The organism is Streptomyces sp. NPDC090032 (assembly GCF_044748025.1).
GTDB lineage: Bacteria > Actinomycetota > Actinomycetes > Streptomycetales > Streptomycetaceae > Streptomyces.
This window is the reverse complement of sequence record NZ_JBIVFF010000002.1, coordinates 322,512-340,777: the sequence shown is the minus strand read 5'-3', so window position 1 is coordinate 340,777 and position 18,266 is coordinate 322,512. Positions and strand designations below refer to the sequence as shown.

General features: G+C 73.3%; 16 protein-coding genes. 10 read left to right on the top strand and 6 right to left on the bottom strand.

The annotated features are described in order from the left end of the window. Positions 1–78: 78 nt before the first annotated feature. The gene (gene metE / locus ACIPWY_RS05275; protein ID WP_393698539.1) at positions 79–2,397 is read left to right on the top strand and encodes a 5-methyltetrahydropteroyltriglutamate--homocysteine S-methyltransferase; all 2,319 of its coding nucleotides are present in this window, start codon (positions 79–81) and stop codon (positions 2,395–2,397) included. A gap of 71 nt (positions 2,398–2,468) precedes the next feature. Here the strand turns inward: metE and ACIPWY_RS05270 are convergent, their stop codons facing one another. Beyond that, positions 2,469–3,893, bottom strand: coding sequence for a dihydrolipoyl dehydrogenase family protein (locus ACIPWY_RS05270; RefSeq protein ID WP_401532285.1), 1,425 nt, complete (start codon positions 3,891–3,893; stop codon positions 2,469–2,471). Positions 3,894–4,020: 127 nt separating this feature from the next. On the opposite strand from ACIPWY_RS05270, the gene trxA reads away from it, so the two are divergent. Then, positions 4,021–4,434, top strand: a complete 414-nt coding sequence (trxA, locus tag ACIPWY_RS05265) for a thioredoxin (protein WP_401532283.1) — start codon at positions 4,021–4,023, stop codon at positions 4,432–4,434. 129 nt (positions 4,435–4,563) lie between these two features. Here the strand turns inward: trxA and ACIPWY_RS05260 are convergent, their stop codons facing one another. Both ACIPWY_RS05260 and ACIPWY_RS05255 read right to left on the bottom strand, forming a co-directional pair. Beyond that, on the bottom strand, positions 4,564–6,000 hold the full coding sequence (locus ACIPWY_RS05260) for an aldehyde dehydrogenase family protein (RefSeq protein WP_393698533.1): 1,437 nt from the start codon (positions 5,998–6,000) through the stop codon (positions 4,564–4,566). Between the two features lie 112 nt (positions 6,001–6,112). Then, the gene (locus ACIPWY_RS05255; protein ID WP_393698531.1) at positions 6,113–7,156 is read right to left on the bottom strand and encodes a LacI family DNA-binding transcriptional regulator; all 1,044 of its coding nucleotides are present in this window, start codon (positions 7,154–7,156) and stop codon (positions 6,113–6,115) included. A 181-nt stretch (positions 7,157–7,337) separates the two neighbouring features. On the opposite strand from ACIPWY_RS05255, the gene ACIPWY_RS05250 reads away from it, so the two are divergent. Both ACIPWY_RS05250 and ACIPWY_RS05245 read left to right on the top strand, forming a co-directional pair. Continuing rightward, the gene (locus ACIPWY_RS05250) at positions 7,338–8,774 is read left to right on the top strand and encodes an amidase (RefSeq protein ID WP_393698529.1); all 1,437 of its coding nucleotides are present in this window, start codon (positions 7,338–7,340) and stop codon (positions 8,772–8,774) included. A gap of 180 nt (positions 8,775–8,954) precedes the next feature. After that, positions 8,955–9,413 carry a type II toxin-antitoxin system PemK/MazF family toxin gene (locus ACIPWY_RS05245; RefSeq protein ID WP_362900757.1) on the top strand — a complete coding sequence of 153 codons (459 nt, stop codon included), beginning with the start codon at positions 8,955–8,957 and terminating at the stop codon, positions 9,411–9,413. On the opposite strand, the gene ACIPWY_RS05240 is transcribed toward ACIPWY_RS05245, so the two are convergent. Next, on the bottom strand, positions 9,388–10,245 hold the full coding sequence (locus tag ACIPWY_RS05240) for a TIGR02452 family protein (protein ID WP_393698527.1): 858 nt from the start codon (positions 10,243–10,245) through the stop codon (positions 9,388–9,390). The genes ACIPWY_RS05245 and ACIPWY_RS05240 overlap by 26 nt on opposite strands. A 216-nt stretch (positions 10,246–10,461) precedes the next feature. On the opposite strand from ACIPWY_RS05240, the gene egtA reads away from it, so the two are divergent. The 4 genes from egtA to egtD are packed head-to-tail and all read left to right on the top strand — an operon-like array spanning position 10,462 to position 14,799. Next, entirely contained in the window at positions 10,462–11,754 is a 1,293-nt protein-coding gene (gene egtA / locus ACIPWY_RS05235; RefSeq protein WP_393698525.1) for an ergothioneine biosynthesis glutamate--cysteine ligase EgtA, read from the top strand. Then, positions 11,751–13,085 (top strand): ergothioneine biosynthesis protein EgtB, encoded by a 1,335-nt coding sequence (gene egtB, locus ACIPWY_RS05230; protein WP_362900763.1) that lies wholly within the window; start codon positions 11,751–11,753, stop codon positions 13,083–13,085. The genes egtA and egtB overlap by 4 nt, the downstream gene beginning before the upstream one ends. Then, positions 13,085–13,840: an ergothioneine biosynthesis protein EgtC gene (gene egtC, locus ACIPWY_RS05225; RefSeq protein ID WP_362900765.1), complete on the top strand. Its 756-nt coding sequence runs from the start codon at positions 13,085–13,087 to the stop codon at positions 13,838–13,840. The genes egtB and egtC overlap by 1 nt, the downstream gene beginning before the upstream one ends. After that, positions 13,837–14,799 (top strand): L-histidine N(alpha)-methyltransferase, encoded by a 963-nt coding sequence (gene egtD / locus ACIPWY_RS05220; RefSeq protein WP_393698522.1) that lies wholly within the window; start codon positions 13,837–13,839, stop codon positions 14,797–14,799. Before egtC ends, egtD begins: the two co-directional genes overlap by 4 nt. 24 nt (positions 14,800–14,823) lie before the next feature. On the opposite strand, the gene ACIPWY_RS05215 is transcribed toward egtD, so the two are convergent. After that, complete coding sequence (locus tag ACIPWY_RS05215) at positions 14,824–16,128, bottom strand: extracellular solute-binding protein (RefSeq protein WP_401532278.1); 1,305 nt, start codon at positions 16,126–16,128, stop codon at positions 14,824–14,826. 212 nt (positions 16,129–16,340) lie between these two features. Here ACIPWY_RS05215 and ACIPWY_RS05210 point away from each other — a divergent pair, with 212 nt between their 5' ends. Further along, positions 16,341–16,556: a dodecin gene (locus ACIPWY_RS05210; RefSeq protein WP_266556220.1), complete on the top strand. Its 216-nt coding sequence runs from the start codon at positions 16,341–16,343 to the stop codon at positions 16,554–16,556. Between the two features lie 54 nt (positions 16,557–16,610). On the opposite strand, the gene ACIPWY_RS05205 is transcribed toward ACIPWY_RS05210, so the two are convergent. Continuing rightward, positions 16,611–17,099: a hypothetical protein gene (locus ACIPWY_RS05205; RefSeq protein ID WP_362900771.1), complete on the bottom strand. Its 489-nt coding sequence runs from the start codon at positions 17,097–17,099 to the stop codon at positions 16,611–16,613. A gap of 47 nt (positions 17,100–17,146) precedes the next feature. Between ACIPWY_RS05205 and ACIPWY_RS05200 the strand changes: the two genes are divergently transcribed. Further along, positions 17,147–18,160: an LLM class flavin-dependent oxidoreductase gene (locus tag ACIPWY_RS05200; RefSeq protein WP_362900773.1), complete on the top strand. Its 1,014-nt coding sequence runs from the start codon at positions 17,147–17,149 to the stop codon at positions 18,158–18,160. Positions 18,161–18,266: the final 106 nt, after the last annotated feature.

The following is an 18,266-nucleotide window of genomic DNA, read 5'->3' as shown; positions in this document are numbered from 1 at the left end:
CCGTCCGGTCCGTGTCACTCTTCGCGCTCGCGTCCCGTCGCCGGGATCTCAGGGATTCATCTCGCGAAGGAGATCTCCGTGACCACCAAGTCCGCAGCCGCGGCAGCACGGGCCACCGTGTACGGCTACCCCCGCCAGGGCCCCGCCCGCGAACTCAAGAAGGCGATCGAGGGCTACTGGAAGGGCCACGTCGACGCCGACACCCTCCGCGCCACCGCCGCCGGCCTGCGCCGTGCGAACTGGCACGAACTCGCCGACGCGGGCATCGGCGAAGTCCCCACCGGCGACTTCTCGTTCTACGACCACGTCCTGGACGCCACCGTCATGGTCGGCGCCATCCCCGAGCGGCACCGCCCGGCCGTCGAGGCCGACGCGCTGGACGGCTACTTCGCCATGGCGCGCGGCACGCAGGACGTGGCGCCGCTGGAGATGACGAAGTGGTTCGACACCAACTACCACTATCTCGTACCGGAGTTGGGCCCCGGGACGGTGTTCACGGCCGACTCCACCAAGCAGGTCGCCGAACTCGAGGAAGCCCTCGCCCTGGGTCTGCCCGCCCGGCCCGTCCTCGTCGGCCCGGTCACCTATCTGCTGCTCGCCAAGCCCGCGCCCGGGGTGGCCGCCGGCTTCGAGCCGCTGACCCTGCTCGACCGTCTGCTGCCGGTCTACGCCGAAGTCCTCGCCGATCTGCGCGAGGCGGGCGCCGAATGGGTACAGCTCGACGAGCCCGCGCTCGTCCAGGACCGCACGCCGGCCGAACTGAACGCCGCCAGGCGCGCCTACCGCGACCTCGGCGCGCTCACCGACCGGCCCAAGATGCTGCTCGCCTCGTACTTCGACCGGCTCGGCGACGCGCTGCCCGTCCTGGCCGGGGCGCCGGTCGAGGGGCTCGCCCTCGACTTCACCGAAGCGGCCGCCGCCAACCTCGACGCCCTGGCCGCCATCGGCGGACTGCCCGGCAAGCGCCTGGTCGCAGGCGTCGTCAACGGCCGCAACATCTGGGTCGACGACCTGGAGAAGTCGCTGGCCACACTCGGGACCCTGCTCGGCCTGGCCGACCGGGTCGACGTGGCCGCCTCCTGCTCCCTCCTGCACGTCCCCGTCGACGCGGCTCTCGAACGCGACATCGATCCGCAGATCCTGCGCTGGCTCGCCTTCGCGCGCCAGAAGACCGCCGAGATCGCCACCCTCGCACGCGCTCTGACGCAGGGCACCGACACGATCTCGGCCCAACTCGCCGCCAACCGCGCCGACCTGGCCTCCCGGACCACCTCCGCCCTCACCCACGACCCGCACGTGCGGGCTCGCGCCGCGGCGGTCAAGGAGGCCGACGCCCGACGCGCGCAGCCGTACGCGGAACGGGCGGCGGCCCAGCGCGGCAGCCTCGGCCTCCCGCTGCTGCCGACGACGACCATCGGCTCGTTCCCGCAGACGGCGGCGCTGCGCACCGCACGGGCCGGGCTGCGCGCCGGACGGATCGACGCCGCCGCGTACGAGGAGCGGGTCAGGGCCGAGATCCAGGAGGTGATCTCCTTCCAGGAGAAGGCCGGCATCGACGTCCTGGTGCACGGCGAACCCGAACGCAACGACATGGTGCAGCACTTCGCCGAGCAGCTCACCGGCTATCTGGCCACGCAGCACGGCTGGGTGCAGTCGTACGGCACGCGCTACGTCCGTCCGCCGATCCTCGCCGGTGACATCTCGCGCCCCGAACCGATGACGGTGCGCTGGACGACGTACGCCCAGTCGCTCACGGGCCGCCCGGTCAAGGGCATGCTCACCGGTCCCGTCACCATGCTCGCGTGGTCCTTCGTACGCGACGACCAGCCGCTCGCCGACACCGCGCGCCAGGTGGCCCTGGCCCTGCGGGACGAGGTGAACGACCTCGAGGCGGCCGGGACTTCGGTGATCCAGGTCGATGAGCCGGCCCTGCGCGAGACCCTGCCGCTCCGGGCGGCCGACCGCCCGGCCTACCTCGCGTGGGCGACCGAGGCGTTCCGGCTCACCACGAGCGGGGTCCGGCCGGACACCCAGGTGCACACCCACATGTGCTACGCCGAGTTCGGGGACATCGTGCAGGCGATCGACGACCTCGACGCCGACGTCATCAGCCTGGAGGCGGCCCGGTCGCACATGCAGGTCGCGCGCGAGCTGGCCGCCCATGGCTACCCGCGCGAGGCCGGGCCCGGCGTGTACGACATCCACTCGCCGCGCGTACCCGGCGTCGACGAGGCGGCGGCCCTGCTGCGCAAGGGACTTGAGGCGATCCCCGCCGAGCGGCTGTGGGTCAACCCCGACTGCGGGCTGAAGACGCGCGGCTGGCCCGAGACCCGTGCCTCCCTGGAGAACCTGGTCGCGGCGGCCCGTACGGTCCGCGGGGAACTCTCCGCGTCCTGATCCCGGGGTGAGACTGTCCGGGCGGTGGGCATCGTGTCCCGCCCGGACAGCCACGCACAGAGGGTCATCCCTCAGCCGCGGTACGTCTCCAGCAGCCGCAGCCACACCTCGCTCACCGTCGGATAGGACGGGACCGCGTGCCACAGGCGGTCGATGGGGACCTCGCCCGCGACCGCGACCGTCGCCGAGTGGACGAGTTCGCCGACACCCGGGCCGACGAAGGTCACGCCCAGGAGGATCTCGCGGTCGAGGTCGACGATCATGCGGGCCCGGCCGCGGTAGCCGTCGCCGTACAGGCCGGCGCCCGCCACCGAGGCGATGTCGTAGTCGACGGCGCGCACGCGGTGGCCCGCCGCCTCGGCCTCCGCGAGGGTGAGGCCCGCCGAGCCTGCCTCGGGGTCGGTGAAGACGACCTGCGGGACGGCCGAGTGGTCGGCGGTCGCCGCGTGGGCGCCCCACGGGTCCGTCTCCAGGAGCGGGACGCCCTGGGCGCGGGCCGCGATGGCCGCGCCCGCGATACGGGCCTGGTACTTGCCCTGGTGGGTGAGGAGCGCGCGATGGTTCACGTCCCCGACCGCGTACAGCCAGGTGCTGCCCTCGACGCGGAGGCTGTCGTCGACGGGGAGCCACGAGCCGGGTTCGAGGCCGACGGTCTCCAGGCCGATGTCCTCCGTACGGGGCGCGCGGCCCGTGGCGAAGAGGATCTCGTCGGACTCCAGGGTCGAGCCGTCGTCCAGGGTGGTGACGACGGTGCCGTCCTCCCGGGTGACCCCCTTCACGGAGACTCCGGTGCGCACCTCCGCGCCGACCTCGACGAGGGCCTGGGTGACCAGCTCGCCGGCGAAGGGTTCCATCCGGGGCAGCAGCCCCGTGCCCCGTACGAGCATCGTGACCTGCGAGCCGAGCGCCCGCCAGGCTGTGGCCATCTCCGCGGCGACGACTCCGCCGCCGACCACGACGAGGCGGCCGGGCACCTTCTGGGCGCTGGTGGCCTCGCGGCTCGTCCACGGCTCGACGTCGGCCAGACCGGGGAGGTCGGGGAGCGCGGCGCTCGTGCCCGTGCAGACCGCGACGGCGTGCCGGGCCGTGAGGACGTGCCCGGTGCCGTCGGGCCCGGTGACGGTGACCCGGCGGGGTCCCGCAAGGCGGCCCTTGCCCCGGTAGAGGTCGGCGCCGATGGACTCCAGCCAGCCCACCTGGCCGTCGTCCTTCCAGTGTGAGGTGTACTCGTCACGTCGGGCGAGGACCGGGGGCACGTCCAGCGGACCCTGCACGGATTCCCGCAGGCCGGGCAGGCGCCTCGCGTCGGCCTGGGCGATGACCGGGCGCAGCAGGGCCTTGCTCGGCATGCACGCCCAGTAGGAGCACTCGCCGCCGACCAGTTCGCTCTCCACCACCGCGGCACTGAGGCCCGCCGCGCGTGCCCGGTCCGCGACGTTCTCCCCGACCGGCCCGGCGCCCAGAACCACCACGTCGTACGTGTTCTCATCCGTCATGGGCCCCAGTCTGGTCGTAGGTGTGCGCCGTGGCCACACGGGTACGTGCGCGGAATACGTCCGATACCGGGACCGTTGTGAACAACGGCTTCAGCACCGCAACCAGGAAGCAGGAAGAGGGCACATCATGAGCAGCACCACCGTGGAGCTCACCAAGGAGAACTTCGACCAGACGGTCACGGACAACGGGTTCGTGCTGATCGACTTCTGGGCATCGTGGTGCGGGCCGTGCAAGCAGTTCGCGCCCGTCTACGAGAAGACGGCGGAGGCCAACCCGGACCTGGTCTTCGGCAAGATCGACACGGAGGCGCAGCCGGAGCTCGCGTCGGCGTTCGGTATCCAGTCGATCCCGACGCTGATGATCGTCCGCGACCAGGTCGCCGTGTTCGCCCAGCCCGGGGCGCTTCCGCAGGAGGCCCTGGACGACGTGATCGGCCAGGCCAGGAAGCTGGACATGGACGAGGTGCGCAAGTCGATCGCCGAGCAGCAGGCCAAGGCGGGCGAGGACGGCGCGGGCGGCGCGGACGGCACGCCGGCCTGACGACACCCCCCATTACCGACCCCTACCGACACCCCCATACCGACGGCCGCCGGGCCCGTACTTCCGTACGGGCCCGGCGGCCGTTTCACACGCACGTGCGCCGGGGGGCAGACACTCGCGTGCGCCGGATCAGAACGGATAGCCCGCCACGTCGCCGCGCACCGTCGTCCACCGGGTCTCGGTGAACGCCTCGATGTTCGCCTCGCCGCCGAAGCGGGCGCCCGTGCCGGACGCCGCGACCCCGCCGAACGGGGCGACCGCCTCGTCGTTCACCGTCTGGTCGTTGATGTGGACGATGCCGGTCGGGATGCGTTCGGCGAGGTCGAGGCCGCGCGCCGGGTCGCGGGTGAGGATGCCGAGGGAGAGGCCGTACGGGCTCGCGGCGGCCAGCGCTGCCGCCTCGTCGGCGTCGGCGAAGGACCGGACGGGTGCGACGGGGCCGAAGACCTCCTCGGCGTACGCGGGGGTGCCGTCGTCCACGCCCGCGAGGACCGTCGGCCGGTAGAAGAGGTCGCGGTGCGTGCCGCCCGCGGCGAGCTTCGCCCCCGCGGCGGCGCTGGCCTGAACCAGGCCGTGGATCTTGGCGAGTTGGGCCGCGTCGATGACGGGGCCGAGGTGGACCGGTTCGCGGTGCGGGTCGCCGACGGCGAGGGAGTCGGCCTTCGCGGCGAGACGTTCGACGTACTCCTCGTAGAGCGAGGCGTGGACGAGGTGGCGGCCGGTCGTCATGCAGATCTGGCCCTGGTGGAAGAAGGAGCCCCAGGCCGCGGTGGAAATGGCGGCGTCGAGGTCGGCGTCCGCCAGGACGATCAGGGCGGAGTTGCCGCCGAGTTCCAGGTGCGCGCGCTTGAGGTGGCGCCCCGCGGCCTCGCCGACGGCCCGGCCCGCGCCGGTGGAGCCGGTGAAGGAGATGACGGGGACGTCCGGGTCGGCGACGAGCGCCTGGCCCGCGTCCGCCCCGCCGGGCAGCACGTGGAGGACGTCCTGGGGCAGCCCCGCGGCGGTGAGAACGGCGGCCAGGGCGAGCCCGCCGCAGACCGCCGTGCGCGGGTCCGGCTTGAGGACGACGGCGTTGCCGAGGGCGAGGGCCGGGGCGACGGAGCGGATGGAGAGGATGAGCGGGGCGTTGAACGGGGCGATGACGCCGACGACACCGGCCGGGACGCGGCGCGTGTACGAGAGGCGGGGCGCCTCGGTGGGCAGGACCTGGCCGATGGGGCGGGACGCGAGGGCGGCGGCCTCGTAGCACTCCTGGGCGGCGACGTGCAGCTCGAAGTCGGCCTTGCCAGGGATGGATCCCGACTCGCGCACGAGCCAGGCGCGCAGCTCGTCCGCGTGCTCGGTGAACAGGTCGCCTGCGCGGCGCAGGACGGCGGCGCGCGCGAAGTGGGGCTGCCGGGCCCAGTCGCCCTGGGCCGCGGCGGCGGCCTTCGCGGCGGTGCGGACGTCGTCCGGGGAGGCGAGCGTGACGGTGGCGAGGCGCTCGCCCGTGGCGGGCTCCGTGACCGCGTGCTCCTCGCCCGACAGCGGGCGGGCCTGCCAGGTCTTCGGGTCGAGCAGGGACATGCCGGATCTCCGATCGGTCACTGATCTCCGGGGCGGCGCGCTGGGCGGCGCACCGACCCATGTTGTTGAGCACGCAACATCCTAGTTGCGTGGGACATGCGGGCCCCGGCCGTCAGGTCGACTGCCGGGCCACGACGCGGGCCCGGAGCATGTCGTGCGACTCGGTCACGGCGCCAGGGTCGCGTACCAGACGGTCGACGAGCGCGGCGAGCTCCTGCCCGGACGGCAGCTCGATACGGACCGTGCTCAGCCGGGGCCGCAGCAGCCTCCCGAGCATCAGGTCGTCCGCGCCCATGACAGCAGTCTCCTCCGGGATGCCGACGCCCGCGTCCTGGAGCGCCCGCATCAGGAGCATCGCGTACTCGTCGTTGTACGCGAAGACGGCGTCGAGCTCCGACTCCCGGATTTTCGGCACCAGTTGGGACGCCGACTCCTCGTCGTAGGTGAGGGGCAGCGCGAAGACCTCGGCGCCGGTGCCGAGGACCGCGTTCCGTACGCCTTCGAGGCGCGGCCGCGCGAAGTGGTCGAGGCCCGGCTCCGTCGGCAGCACGACGCCGATGCGGCGCCGGCCGCGTTCGACGAGGTGGGCGCCCGCGCTGCGGCCGACCTCCCGATGGTCCATGAGCAGCGCGTGCGCACCCTCCGCGCGCTCCGGGCCGAGCGTGATGACGGCCCTGGCGCCGGAGCGCCGGAGCACCTCGACGCCCTGAACACCCAGGTCGGGGGGTGTGAGCACGGCGACCGGGCGCAGCTCCGCCCAGGCGCGCGCCGCGTCGTCGCCGCGCAGACTCACGCTGCCGTACTGAACGACCGTGTAGTCGAGGCCGCCCAGCGCCCACTGGAGGTCGTTGAAGAACGCGTTGTAGAGCGGTCCGACGGGGACGCTCGGTGCGGGCATCAGGACGATGCGGGTGTGTCCGGCGCGCAGGCTGCGGGCCGCCGCGTGCGGCACGTAGCCGAGTTCCTTCGCGGCCTCGTGGACACGGCGCCGGGTGGGTTCGCTGATTCTGACGGCACTGGTGTTGTTCAGGACGTAGCTGACGGTGGCGCGCGAGACCCCGGCGTGGCGGGCGACGTCGGCGCTCGTCGGCGCCGGGCTCGGCGCGGCGGACTCCCGTGATGTGCGGGCGGACTGCGGCTTCGGTATCTGCACCATGACGCCCCGCATCTTTCCAGACGGGTGCGGCCGGGCTCCGGGCCGGGCATACCGGTTCCGGCCAGCGACCGCTAGCGTGCGTGCACTCAAGCCTTTCGATGTCCCGTAGTTCCGAACTCCGGAAGCCCGGAGGTTTCCGAAGTTTCCGAAGTCCCGAAGTTCCGTACGAGGAGGTGGCCGCATGGTGTCCGACCGTGCCGCCGGGCTCGCCGCGACCGCCCGCGCGCTCGCCGACGGGGACGTGTCGTCACGCGTCCTAGTCGAGGAGGCCCTGGCGCGCATCGAGGCGACACAGCCCGCCCTGAACGCGTTCCGCACCGTCCGCGGGGAGGCGGCTCTCGCCGAGGCGGACGCCGCGGACCGCGAACGCGCGGCGGGCGAAGGCACGTCAGGAGGCAGCCGGCCGCTGCTCGGCGTGCCGCTGGCCGTGAAGGACGACATGGACGTGGCGGGCGAGCCGACCGCGTTCGGCTGCCCCGGCGACTTCCCGCCGAAAACGAAGGACGCGGAGGCCGTACGCCGGCTGCGCGCGGCGGGCGCCATCGTGATCGGCAAGACGAACACGTGCGAGCTGGGGCAGTGGCCCTTCACCGAGGGGCCCGCGTTCGGCGACACCCGCAACCCGTGGAATCACGGGCACACGCCCGGCGGTTCGTCCGGCGGCTCGGCGGCAGCCGTCGCCGCGGGCATCGTCCCGGCCGCGCTCGGCTCGGACGGGGCGGGCAGCATCCGTATCCCCGCCGCGTGGACGCACCTCGTCGGCATCAAGCCGCAGCGCGGCCGGATCTCCACGTGGCCCTGGGCGGAGGCGTTCCACGGCATCACCGTGAACGGCACGCTCGGCAGGACCGTGGAGGACGCCGCGCTGCTCCTGGACGCGGCGAGCGGTTCGCACGACGGCGACCTGCACCGTCCGCCGCGGATCGGGGCGGCGCAGGCGGCGCGCGACGAGCCGGGAAAGCTGCGTATCGCGCTCTCCCTGCGCATGCCGTTCACCGCAACGCCCAAGCGCCTGGAGCCCGTTGTGCGGACCCGGGTGGTCGCGCTCGCGGACCGGCTCGCCGCGCTCGGGCACGAGGTGGAGGAGGCCGACCCGCGCTACGGGCAGATCGGCCTCGCGTTCGTGCCGCGCGCCACCGCGGGCGTCGCGGACCGGCTGCGTGACGTTCCCGACCCCGCGCTGCTCGACCCGCGGACGCGCGAGTCCGCCCGGATGGGGCGGGTCCTCGGCGGTGCTCCGCTGCGACTCGCCCGGCGCGCCGAGGCCTCCCTCCAGCGCCGGGTCGGAGCGGTCTTCGACCGGTACGACGTGGTCCTCGCGCCGACCACGGCCACTGCCCCGCCCCGCATCGGCGCGATGGCGTCGCTCAACGGCTGGCGCACCGACCGGGCGATGATCGCGGCGTGCCCGTACGCGTGGCCGTGGAACGTCCTGGGCTGGCCCGGCGTGAACGTACCCGCGGGCTTCACCGGCGACGGGCTGCCCGTCGGCGCGCAGCTGCTCGGCCCTGCGCACAGCGAGCCGCGGCTCATCTCGCTCGCTGCCCGACTGGAGGCGGATCAGCGGTGGTTCGAGAAGTGGCCCGACGACCTACAGGGGGCTGGGCCGAATCCGTAGGGCGCGCGCCGGCGCGAGGACTGCGGCACCCTTGAGCGCGAGGACCGACACGGGGCGGACGTATGCGGCGTACACGTCGTACGGCTCGGGCGGAAATGGGTGTCTTCATGCGCCGGGCCTGTGTCCCACCGGCCGGGCCCGCTCTGCGGGTTGGGCAGGTCAGGGCCTACCGTGACCCGCGTGACTGCTTTCATCGATGACCCGCATGCCCACGAACACCCCGGCCGTTCCGGCGCCACCGCCACGGTCGAGGCCGCGCCGCGCGAGGTGGGCCGGGTGCGCACCGAGTACGCGCCCGCCCACGACGGCGACCCCGATCCCGGCGAGATCGTCTGGACGTGGGTGCCGTTCGAGGAGAACGACGGCCGCGGCAAGGACCGCCCCGTGCTCGTCGTCGCCAGGGAGACCGCCGGCACGCTGCTCGCCGTACAGCTGTCCAGCAAGCAGCATGCTCACGACAGGGACTGGGTGCCGATCGGCAGCGGGCCGTGGGACGCCGCGGGCCGCGACTCGTGGGTGGCGATCGACCGGGTCCTACGGGTCCACGAGCGGGGCATGCGGCGCGAGGCGTGCGCCCTGGACCGCATGCGCTTCAACCTCGTGGTGCTGCGCCTCAGGGAGCGGTACGGCTGGCGCTGACCGCCGGCGGGCCCGCGAAGGCCCGCTCGAAGGCCGTCCTGGTCCGTGCGTCCGGCGTGCGGTCCAGGACGCCGAAGACGATGTGGTCGAAGCGGCCAGCGAACCGGCCGCCCCCGTCGAGGGGCGCCCGGAACGCGTCGGCGACCTGTGCCGGATCGTTCTGGAACACCCCGCAGCCCCAGGCGCCGAGCACGAGGCGCCGGTAGCCGTGGGCCGCGGCCGTCTCCAGGACCCGCTCGGCCCGCGACGCGAGGGCCCCCGCGATCTCGCCCGCCCGCTCCGGGGTGCGGCGGCGTATGACGCCGGCGTTCGGCGCGGGTGAGGTGAGGAAGCCGACGGAATACGGCTCGTCGAGCAGCCGTCCGCGGTCGTCGCGGAAGACGGGGACCCCGGGTGAATGGATCACGCGGTCCGTGTAGAACGGGTCGCGGCTCTCGCGGTGGTGGTCGTAGAAGTCGCGGGCCCGCAGCAGGCACGTGTACAGGGCCGAGGCCCTGCATACGGCTTCCTCCTGGGCCTGGGCGCCGTTGAGAAAGCCGCCGCCGGGGTTGCGGGCCGAGGCGAAGTTCAGGACCGCGACCGGGTCCTGACCGGCGGTGACCAGGCGGCGCGCGGCCTCCAGGCTGGACTCCCCCGTGACTTCGACGGCCGTGTCCGCGGGCAGTCCCGGCTCGGGCACGTCGACCGGAGCCGGTCCGTACGTCCGTGTGGCGGCCTGCGCCGCCGCCACCGCATCCGCGATCGGCACGACCGCGCCGCCCGGCGCCGTGTACCGCCCCGCCGCGACGATCTCCTCCGTCTGCTGCGCGATCCCCCGCAGCCGGGCGCTCACGCCCGCTCCCCCGTGGTCGTCCTCATGAACGCATGATGTGCGCCGGGCGACACCACGAGCAACAGATTTTCATCGTCCGAGGGGCACTCTTGTGCGATTCGCCGTGAGGGTTTTGGGTGGTACGAGCACTGCCCCGGCCCGGCTCATCCCCGTCGAGTCGACGGCACGGCCCCTACCGGGGACGATGAAGGCGAACAGATCAGGAGGGTCCTGAACATGCCCGAAGGAGACTGTACGGAGCTCGGCACGACGGTCCTCGTCACCGAGCCCGAGGTCGAGGCGCTGGTCCGCGGGATCTGCTTCAAGACCGGGCCGCCTCGCACCGTGGGTGTCGAGGTGGAATGGCTCGTCCACGAGCCACACAGACCGCGGCTCCCCCTGCCACCCGAACGGCTCGACGCGGCGTACGCCGCACTGGGCGCCCTGCCCCTCAGCTCGGCGCTCACCGTGGAACCCGGCGGCCAGCTGGAGCTCAGCTCCCTGCCCGCCTCATCGCTCATGGACTGCGTCTCGGCCGTCTCGGCCGATCTGACGGCGGTCCGCACCGCACTCGCCGCCCGTGGCTTCGTGCTGACCGGCCTCGGCACGGACCCCTGGCGTCCACCGCGGCGGCTGCTCCACGCGCCGCGCTACGACGCCATGGAGACCTGGCTCGACCGGACCGGTCCCGCGGGCCGTTCCATGATGTGCTCGTCGGCGTCGGTGCAGGTCTGCCTCGACGCCGGGTACGAGGAGCCGGGGCCGCTCGGCCACGGCAGGCGCTGGCGGCTCTCGCATCTGCTCGGCGCCGTCCTGGTCTCCGCGTTCGCCAACTCACCGATGCTGCGCGGGCGGCCCACCGGCTGGCGCTCCACCCGCCAGGCGGTGTGGGAGGAGATCGACCCCGGCAGGTCGGGGGCGCCGCCCCTCGACGTGGAGCCGCGCGAGGCCTGGGTCCGGCACGTCCTGGACGCGCCGGTGATGTGCGTCCGCAAGGACAGCGGGCCGTGGGACGTGCCGGACGGCATGTCCCTGCGGACGTGGCTGCGTACCGGTGGGCCGCGGCCCGCCACGCGCGGTGACGTCGAATACCACCTGTCCACCCTGTTCCCTCCGGTGCGCCCGCGCGGCCACCTCGAACTGCGCATGATCGACGCGCAGCCGGGCGACGACGGCTGGATCGTGCCGCTCGCCGTGACCACCGCGCTCTTCGACGACCCGGAGGCTGCCGAGACCGCGTACCGCACCGTGAAGCCACTGTCCGAACGAGCGGGCCCGCTGCCCGCGCCGCACAATCAGCTGTGGCGGAACGCGGCGCGGCACGGGCCCTCGGACCCCGAGCTCGCCGAGGCGGCCGTCACGTGCTTCGCGGCGGCGCTCGACGCGCTGCCGAGGCTCGGCGCGTCACCCAGGGTGCTCGCCGCCGTCTCCGCCTTCATGGACCGCTATGTCGTGCGGGGCCGGTGCCCCGCCGACGACGTGCTCGACCACATCGATGCCCCCGCCCCCGGGAGGACCGTCACCTCATGACCGCACAGAGCGAAGACACCGCCCCGGACCCCGCGGCGCTGCGGGAGCGCGCGCGGACCGCGCTGCTCACCGCGCGGGACCGCACGACGCTCCTCACGAGCTGCGTCGAGGGGCCCGAACTGACCGCGCAGCACTCGCCGTTGATGTCGCCGCTGGTGTGGGACCTGGCGCACATCGGCAATCAGGAGGAGCAGTGGCTCCTGCGCGCGGTCGCGGGCCGTGAGGCGATGCGCCCGGAGATCGACCCGCTGTACGACGCTTTCGAGCACCCGCGCTCCGAGCGCCCCAAGCTGCCGCTGCTCGCCCCGAAGGAGGCGCGCGGTTACGCGGCCGAGGTGCGGGGCCGCGCGCTCGACGTCCTGGAGATCACGCCCTTCCACGGCACCCGGCTGACCGAGGCGGGGTTCGCCTTCGGGATGATCGCCCAGCACGAACAGCAGCACGACGAGACGATGCTGATCACCCATCAGCTCCGGTCGGGCGCACCGGCGCTCACCGCCCCCGATCCCGACCCCGTCTCTCCGGCGTTCCGCGGACCGTCCGAAGTCCTGGTGCCCGGCGGCCCGTTCACGATGGGGACGACGGCCGAGCCGTGGGCGCTGGACAACGAGCGCCCCGCGCACGCGCGTCTCGTCCCGCCGTTCCACATCGACACCGCGCCGGTGACGAACGGTGCGTATCTGGCGTTCATGGAGGACGGCGGCTACGACAGCTCCCGCTGGTGGACACCCGAGGGCTGGGCCCTGGTGCGGGAGAACGGCCTGCGGTCACCGCTGTTCTGGCGGCGTGAGGACGGACAGTGGCTGCGGCGCCGCTTCGGGGTGACCGAGGTGGTCCCTCCGGACGAGCCCGTCGTGCACGTCAGCTGGTACGAGGCCGACGCGTACGCGCGCTGGGCGGGGCGGCGCCTGCCCAGCGAGGCCGAGTGGGAGAAGGCGGCCCGCTTCGATCCGGCGTCCGGGCGGTCGATGCGCTTCCCGTGGGGCGACGCGGACCCGACGCCGGAGCGCGCCAATCTCGGCCAGCGCCATCTGCGCCCCGCCCCGGCGGGCAGCTATCCGGCGGGTGAATCACCGCTGGGCGTACGGCAGCTGATCGGTGACGTGTGGGAGTGGACGTCGAGCGACTTCCTGCCGTACCCGGGGTTCGTGGCCTTCCCGTACCGGGAGTACTCGGAGGTGTTCTTCGGACCGGACCACAAGGTGCTGCGCGGCGGCTCGTTCGCCGTGGGCACGGTGGCGTGCCGCGGCACGTTCCGCAACTGGGACTATCCGGTGCGCCGGCAGATCTTCGCCGGCTTCCGCACGGCGCGCGACGGGGAGGATGCCTGATGTGCCGGCACCTGGCCTTCCTGGGCCCCGCGGCGCCTCTCGGCGACGTGCTCGTGGCGCCGCCGCACAGCCTGCTGCGCCAGTCCTGGGAACCGCGCCGCCAGCGGCACGGGACCGTGAACGCCGACGGGTTCGGCGTGGGCTGGTACGCGGACGGGGACCCGGTGCCCGCCCGCTACCGCAGGGCCGGGCCGATCTGGGGCGACCAGTCGTTCGCCGACCTCGCGCGGGTCGTGCGCTCGGGGGCCGTGCTCGCCGCGGTCCGCGACGCCACGCTCGGCGGCGCGGACGGCGAGGCCGCGGCGGCGCCGTTCGCCTCCGGTCCGTGGCTGTTCTCCCACAACGGCGCGGTGAAGGGCTGGCCGCGCTCCCTGGCACCGCTCACCACGTCCCTGCCGCCCGTCGACCTGCTCTCCATGGAGGCCCGCTGCGACTCGGCGTTCGTATGGGCGCTGCTGCTGCACCGGCTGCGCTCGGGCGACGACCAGGGGCAGGCCCTGGCCGACACCGTCCTGGAGGTCGCCGAGGCGGCCCCGGGATCCCGGCTCAACCTCCTGCTCACCGACGGCGAGACGATCACCGCGACCGCCTGGGGCGACAGCCTCTGGTATCTCACCGAACCCGGCCGCCGCACCGTCGTCGCCTCCGAGCCCTACGACGACGACCCGCACTGGCGCGAGGTGCCCGACCGCACCCTGCTCGCCGCGAGCCGCACCGACGTCCTGCTGACCCCGCTCAAGGAGCCCACCGCGTGAGCCCGTACCAGCTGACCCGCACCCTGCCCGAGGACGCCACCGGCGCCGCCCTGCGCGCCGACGTCCTCAGCGGCCTGACCGGCACGCCGAAGACGCTGCCGCCGAAGTGGTTCTACGACGCGCGCGGCAGCGAGCTGTTCGACGAGATCACGACCCTGCCCGAGTACTACCCGACACGCGCCGAGCGGGAGATCCTGCTGGCCCGGTCCCAGGAGATCGCCGAAGCCACCGGCGCCCGCACCCTGGTCGAGCTGGGCTCCGGCTCGTCGGACAAGACCCGCCACCTGCTCGACGACCTGCCGGACCTGGAGACGTACGTCCCCGTGGACGTCAGCGAGAGCGCGCTGCGGGGCGCCGCCGATGCGCTCGGCGCCGAGCGGCCCGGCCTGAACATCCATGGGCTGATCGCCGACTTCACGCTCGGTCTCACCCTGCCGGACACTCCGGGGCCGCGCCTGGCCGCGTTCCTCGGCGGCACCATCGGCAACCTCCTGCCGGCCGAACGCGCGGCGTTCCTGGCCTCCGTACGCGCCCTGCTGCGGCCCGGCGACATGCTGCTGCTCGGGACGGACCTGGTGAAGGACGAGTCGGTCCTCGTCGCGGCGTACGACGACGCGGCGGGCGTGACGGCCGCCTTCAACAAGAACGTGCTCAGCGTCATCAACCGGGACCTGGGAGCCGACTTCGACCCCGGCTCCTTCGAGCACGTCGCCCTGTGGGACGCGGAGAACGAGTGGATCGAGATGCGGCTGCGCTCCACGGCCGCGCAGACCGTCAAGATCCCGGCGCTCGGCCTCGCGGTCGACTTCGAGGACGGGGAGGAGATCCGCACGGAGATCTCGGCGAAGTTCCGCGAGGACGGCGTGCGGGCCGAACTGGCGGGCGCGGGGCTGCGCATGACGCACTGGTGGACGGACGCGCAGAACCGCTTCGCGCTCTCGCTCAGCCGGGTGGAGTGACGGGCGGCGCCGGCGGCGGTCGGGTCACGGCCCGCTGGCGTCCAGCTCCTTGGTGATCCGGCGGGAAGCCTTCCCGGCCTCCTCGGCCGGGTCGGCCCCGGCGAGCACCTGCGCCATGTACGCCTTGATCGGGTTGTCCGCCTCGACCCTCGCCCACAGCGGGGACACGGGCGTGGCCCGGCCGCGTGCGGCGCCCACCGCCATCGCGGCCACCCCCGGCTCCGCGGCGACGGCATCGCTGAGCGTCGTCTTGTTGGGCACGTAGTTCATGGTTCTGGCCAGGTCCTTCTGCCACTTCTCGCCGGCCAGGGCCTTGACGACCGCGACGGCCCCGTCGCGGTCGTCGGTGTTCTCGGGCACGACCAGGTCGGAGCCGCCGGTGAAGACGGAGCCCGGCTTGGCGGCCGTCTTGCCCGGGATCGGGAAGTAGCCCAGCTTTCCCTCGAGTTCGGGGTTCTGTTCCTCGACGGCCTGGGCGACGCCGGGCACCGCGACGATCTGGCCGACGTCGCCCTTCGCGAACTCGCCCGACTGCGGCGGGTGTTCCTCGTCTGCGTCCTTGGGCCCCTGGCCGAGCGCCTGGAGCTGCCGGTAGAACTCCATGCCGCGCAGCGCCGCCGGCGACTGGAGGCTGCCCTCCCAGGTGCCGCCGTCCTCCGTCGCGAGGTCGCCGCCCTCGTCCCAGATGAATCCGGCGAGCGTGTACCAGTCCTGGCCGGCGAGGTAGATGCCCTGATCACCATGCGTGTTGATGCGCCGCGTGTCGTCGAGCCACTCGCCGCGGGTGCGGGGTGGCCGTTTGATGCCCGCCTTGGCGAACAGGTCCTTGTTGTAGATCACCACTCGGTTGGCCGCGTACCAGGGGATGCCGTACTGGCGGGAGTGGAACATACCGGGCTCGGCGAGTCCGGGCAGCCAGTCGTCCATGCCGAAGTCGCGCGCGGACTCCAGGCTGAGGTCGAGCAGTCCGCCCTCGTCGACGTACTGGGGCACCTGGGTGTTACCGACCTCGATGACGTCGGGGGCCGGTCCGTCCGCCGCGTCGCCACTGGCCGTGGCGCCCTTGTCCTGGGTGAGGGCCGCACTCACCTTCTCGCCGATGCCGGTCCACTCCTGGATGCGGATGTCCAGGCGCAGGCCGGGGTTCTCGTCCTCGAAGCTCTTCGTGAACCGCTTCAGGAACGCGTCCGACGCGCTGTCCTTCATCAGCCAGACGGTCACCGTGCGCTGCTCCTCGCCCGCGCCCGGCAGATAGCCGCAGCCCGTGAGCAGCGAGGCGGACAGGAGGGCGAGGGGGATGAGGGACGCGGCGGTGCGGCGGTGCGTCACGGGGGTCACTTTCTGCCTGCGGACAGGGAGGGGCGGCCCGACGTGGGGGATGAGCTGACGCTCGCACGGGTGTGGCTGGATTTTGGTATGGACCAATCGAACGGTCAAGGGGGTGACGGCCGGTAAGTCGAACAGGTGCCCTCTCGCTCGCGGTCCGCGGTGACCTGAGGCACCGTGGAGGGACGTCCACCGCACGGGCCGAGGAGGCCTTCATGTCCGATCACACGTACCGGGTCACAGAGATCGTCGGCACCTCCCACGAGGGAGTCGACCAGGCCATCCGCAACGGCATCACCCGCGCCTCGCAGACGCTGCGCGGCCTGGACTGGTTCGAGGTGTGCCAGGTACGCGGCCACATCGAGAACGGGCAGATCGAGCACTACCAGGTCGGCCTGAAGGTCGGCTTCCGGCTGGAGGACGAAGCCTGAGCGTGCGCGCCGGGGCCACCCAGGTCCGGCTCTGAACCCGCTCGCCCGGTCCGCTCAGGTCCGCCCCTCGCGCTCCTGGGCGTCCTTCAGCGCCTCGGAACCGCTCGCCCAGCGGGCGCGTACGACGGTGAAGCCCGCCCGTTCGGCCTCGTCGCACACGAGCTCGTCGTCGTCGACCAGCATGCGCACCTCCCGGTCACGGGACAGCGTGCGCAGCGTCTCCAGTTTGGTGCGGCGCGCGGGCCTGCGGTCGTCGTCGCGGCGCATCCAGACGCGCCCTTCGGGCAGGCCCTGTTCGGCGAGCCAGGCCACGGTGTCGGCGCGGCACCGCTCCGGCCTGCCCGTGAGGTAGACGACCTCGCACTCGCGGGCGCTCTCCAGCGCGAGCTCGACGCCGCGCGCGAGCGGCGGATCGTCAGGGGCGGCCGCGAAGAAGGCCGGCCAGTCACGCGGGGTGCGCTCCAGGAAACGCTGCCGGTGGGCCGTGTCGGCGAGGGTGTTGTCGAGGTCGAACACGGCGAGGGGTCTGCTGTTGTCGATCACACGCCAAGGGTAGGGAATCCTGGCGCGGCACAGACGTTGAACGGTGTGTGAGCTCAGTGATCGCATCGACCAAGTTCTCCGTCCTGGACCGTTCGCGCACCCGTGAGGGGCACGACGGGCCCGAGGCGCTGCGCGACACCGTACGCTTCGCGCGCGAACTCGAGGCGCTCGGCTACCACCGCGTCTGGGTGGCGGAGCACCACGGGGTGCCGGGCGTCGCGGGCTCCGCGCCGACCGTGCTCGCCGCTGCGGTCGCGGCCGCCACCCGCACGATCCGGGTCGGCACGGGCGGCGTGATGCTGCCCAACCATCAACCCCTCGTGGTGGCCGAGCAGTTCGGGGTCCTGGAGTCGCTGTTTCCCGGGCGGATCGACATGGGTCTCGGCCGTTCGGTGGGCTTCACCGGAGGGGTGCGCAAGGCGCTCGGCCGGGACAAGGACGCCGCCGACGCCGAGGACTTCGCGGGGCAGCTCGCCGAACTGCTCGCCTTCTTCCGCGGCACGTCCGCGACCGGGGTGCGCGCCCGCCCCTCGGACGGCCTGACGGTGCCGCCGTTCGTCCTGGCCATGGGGGAAGGTGCCACGATCGCCGCCGAGGCCGGACTCCCGATGGTGATCGGCGACCTCAGGAACCGCGAGAAGATGCTGCGCGGCATCGACCAGTACCGTGCGGCGTTCCGCCCGTCCGCGTGGGCGAGCGAGCCGTACGTCGTCGTCTCCGGGACGGTCGCGGTCGCCGGAACCCCGGAGGCGGCCCACCGCCTGCTGATCCCGGAGGCCTGGTCGATGGCGTACTCCCGCACCCACGGCACGTTCCCGCCACTGGCGCCCGCCGATCGGGTGGTGGCCCTGACGATGACGGCGAAGGAGCAGGACTTCTACGAATCCGGGCTGCGCGGCCACATCGCCGGTACGGAGGACCAGGTCGCGGACGAGCTGGAGACCCTGATCAAGGAGAGCGGCGCGCGGGAGGTCCTGGTCACGACCAGCTCGTACGACCGCGAGGGCCTGCTGGACTCCTACCGCGGGCTCGCCCGGGTCGCGGGGCTGCGGGGTGCATAGGTCGTGGGGGGCCAGGCCCCGCGGGGCCCCCGGGCGCGCGGGGGGGGGGGGGCCCCCCCCGGCAAGGGGGGGTGTGGCGGGCGGGGGGCCCCCACCCCGGCCCCGC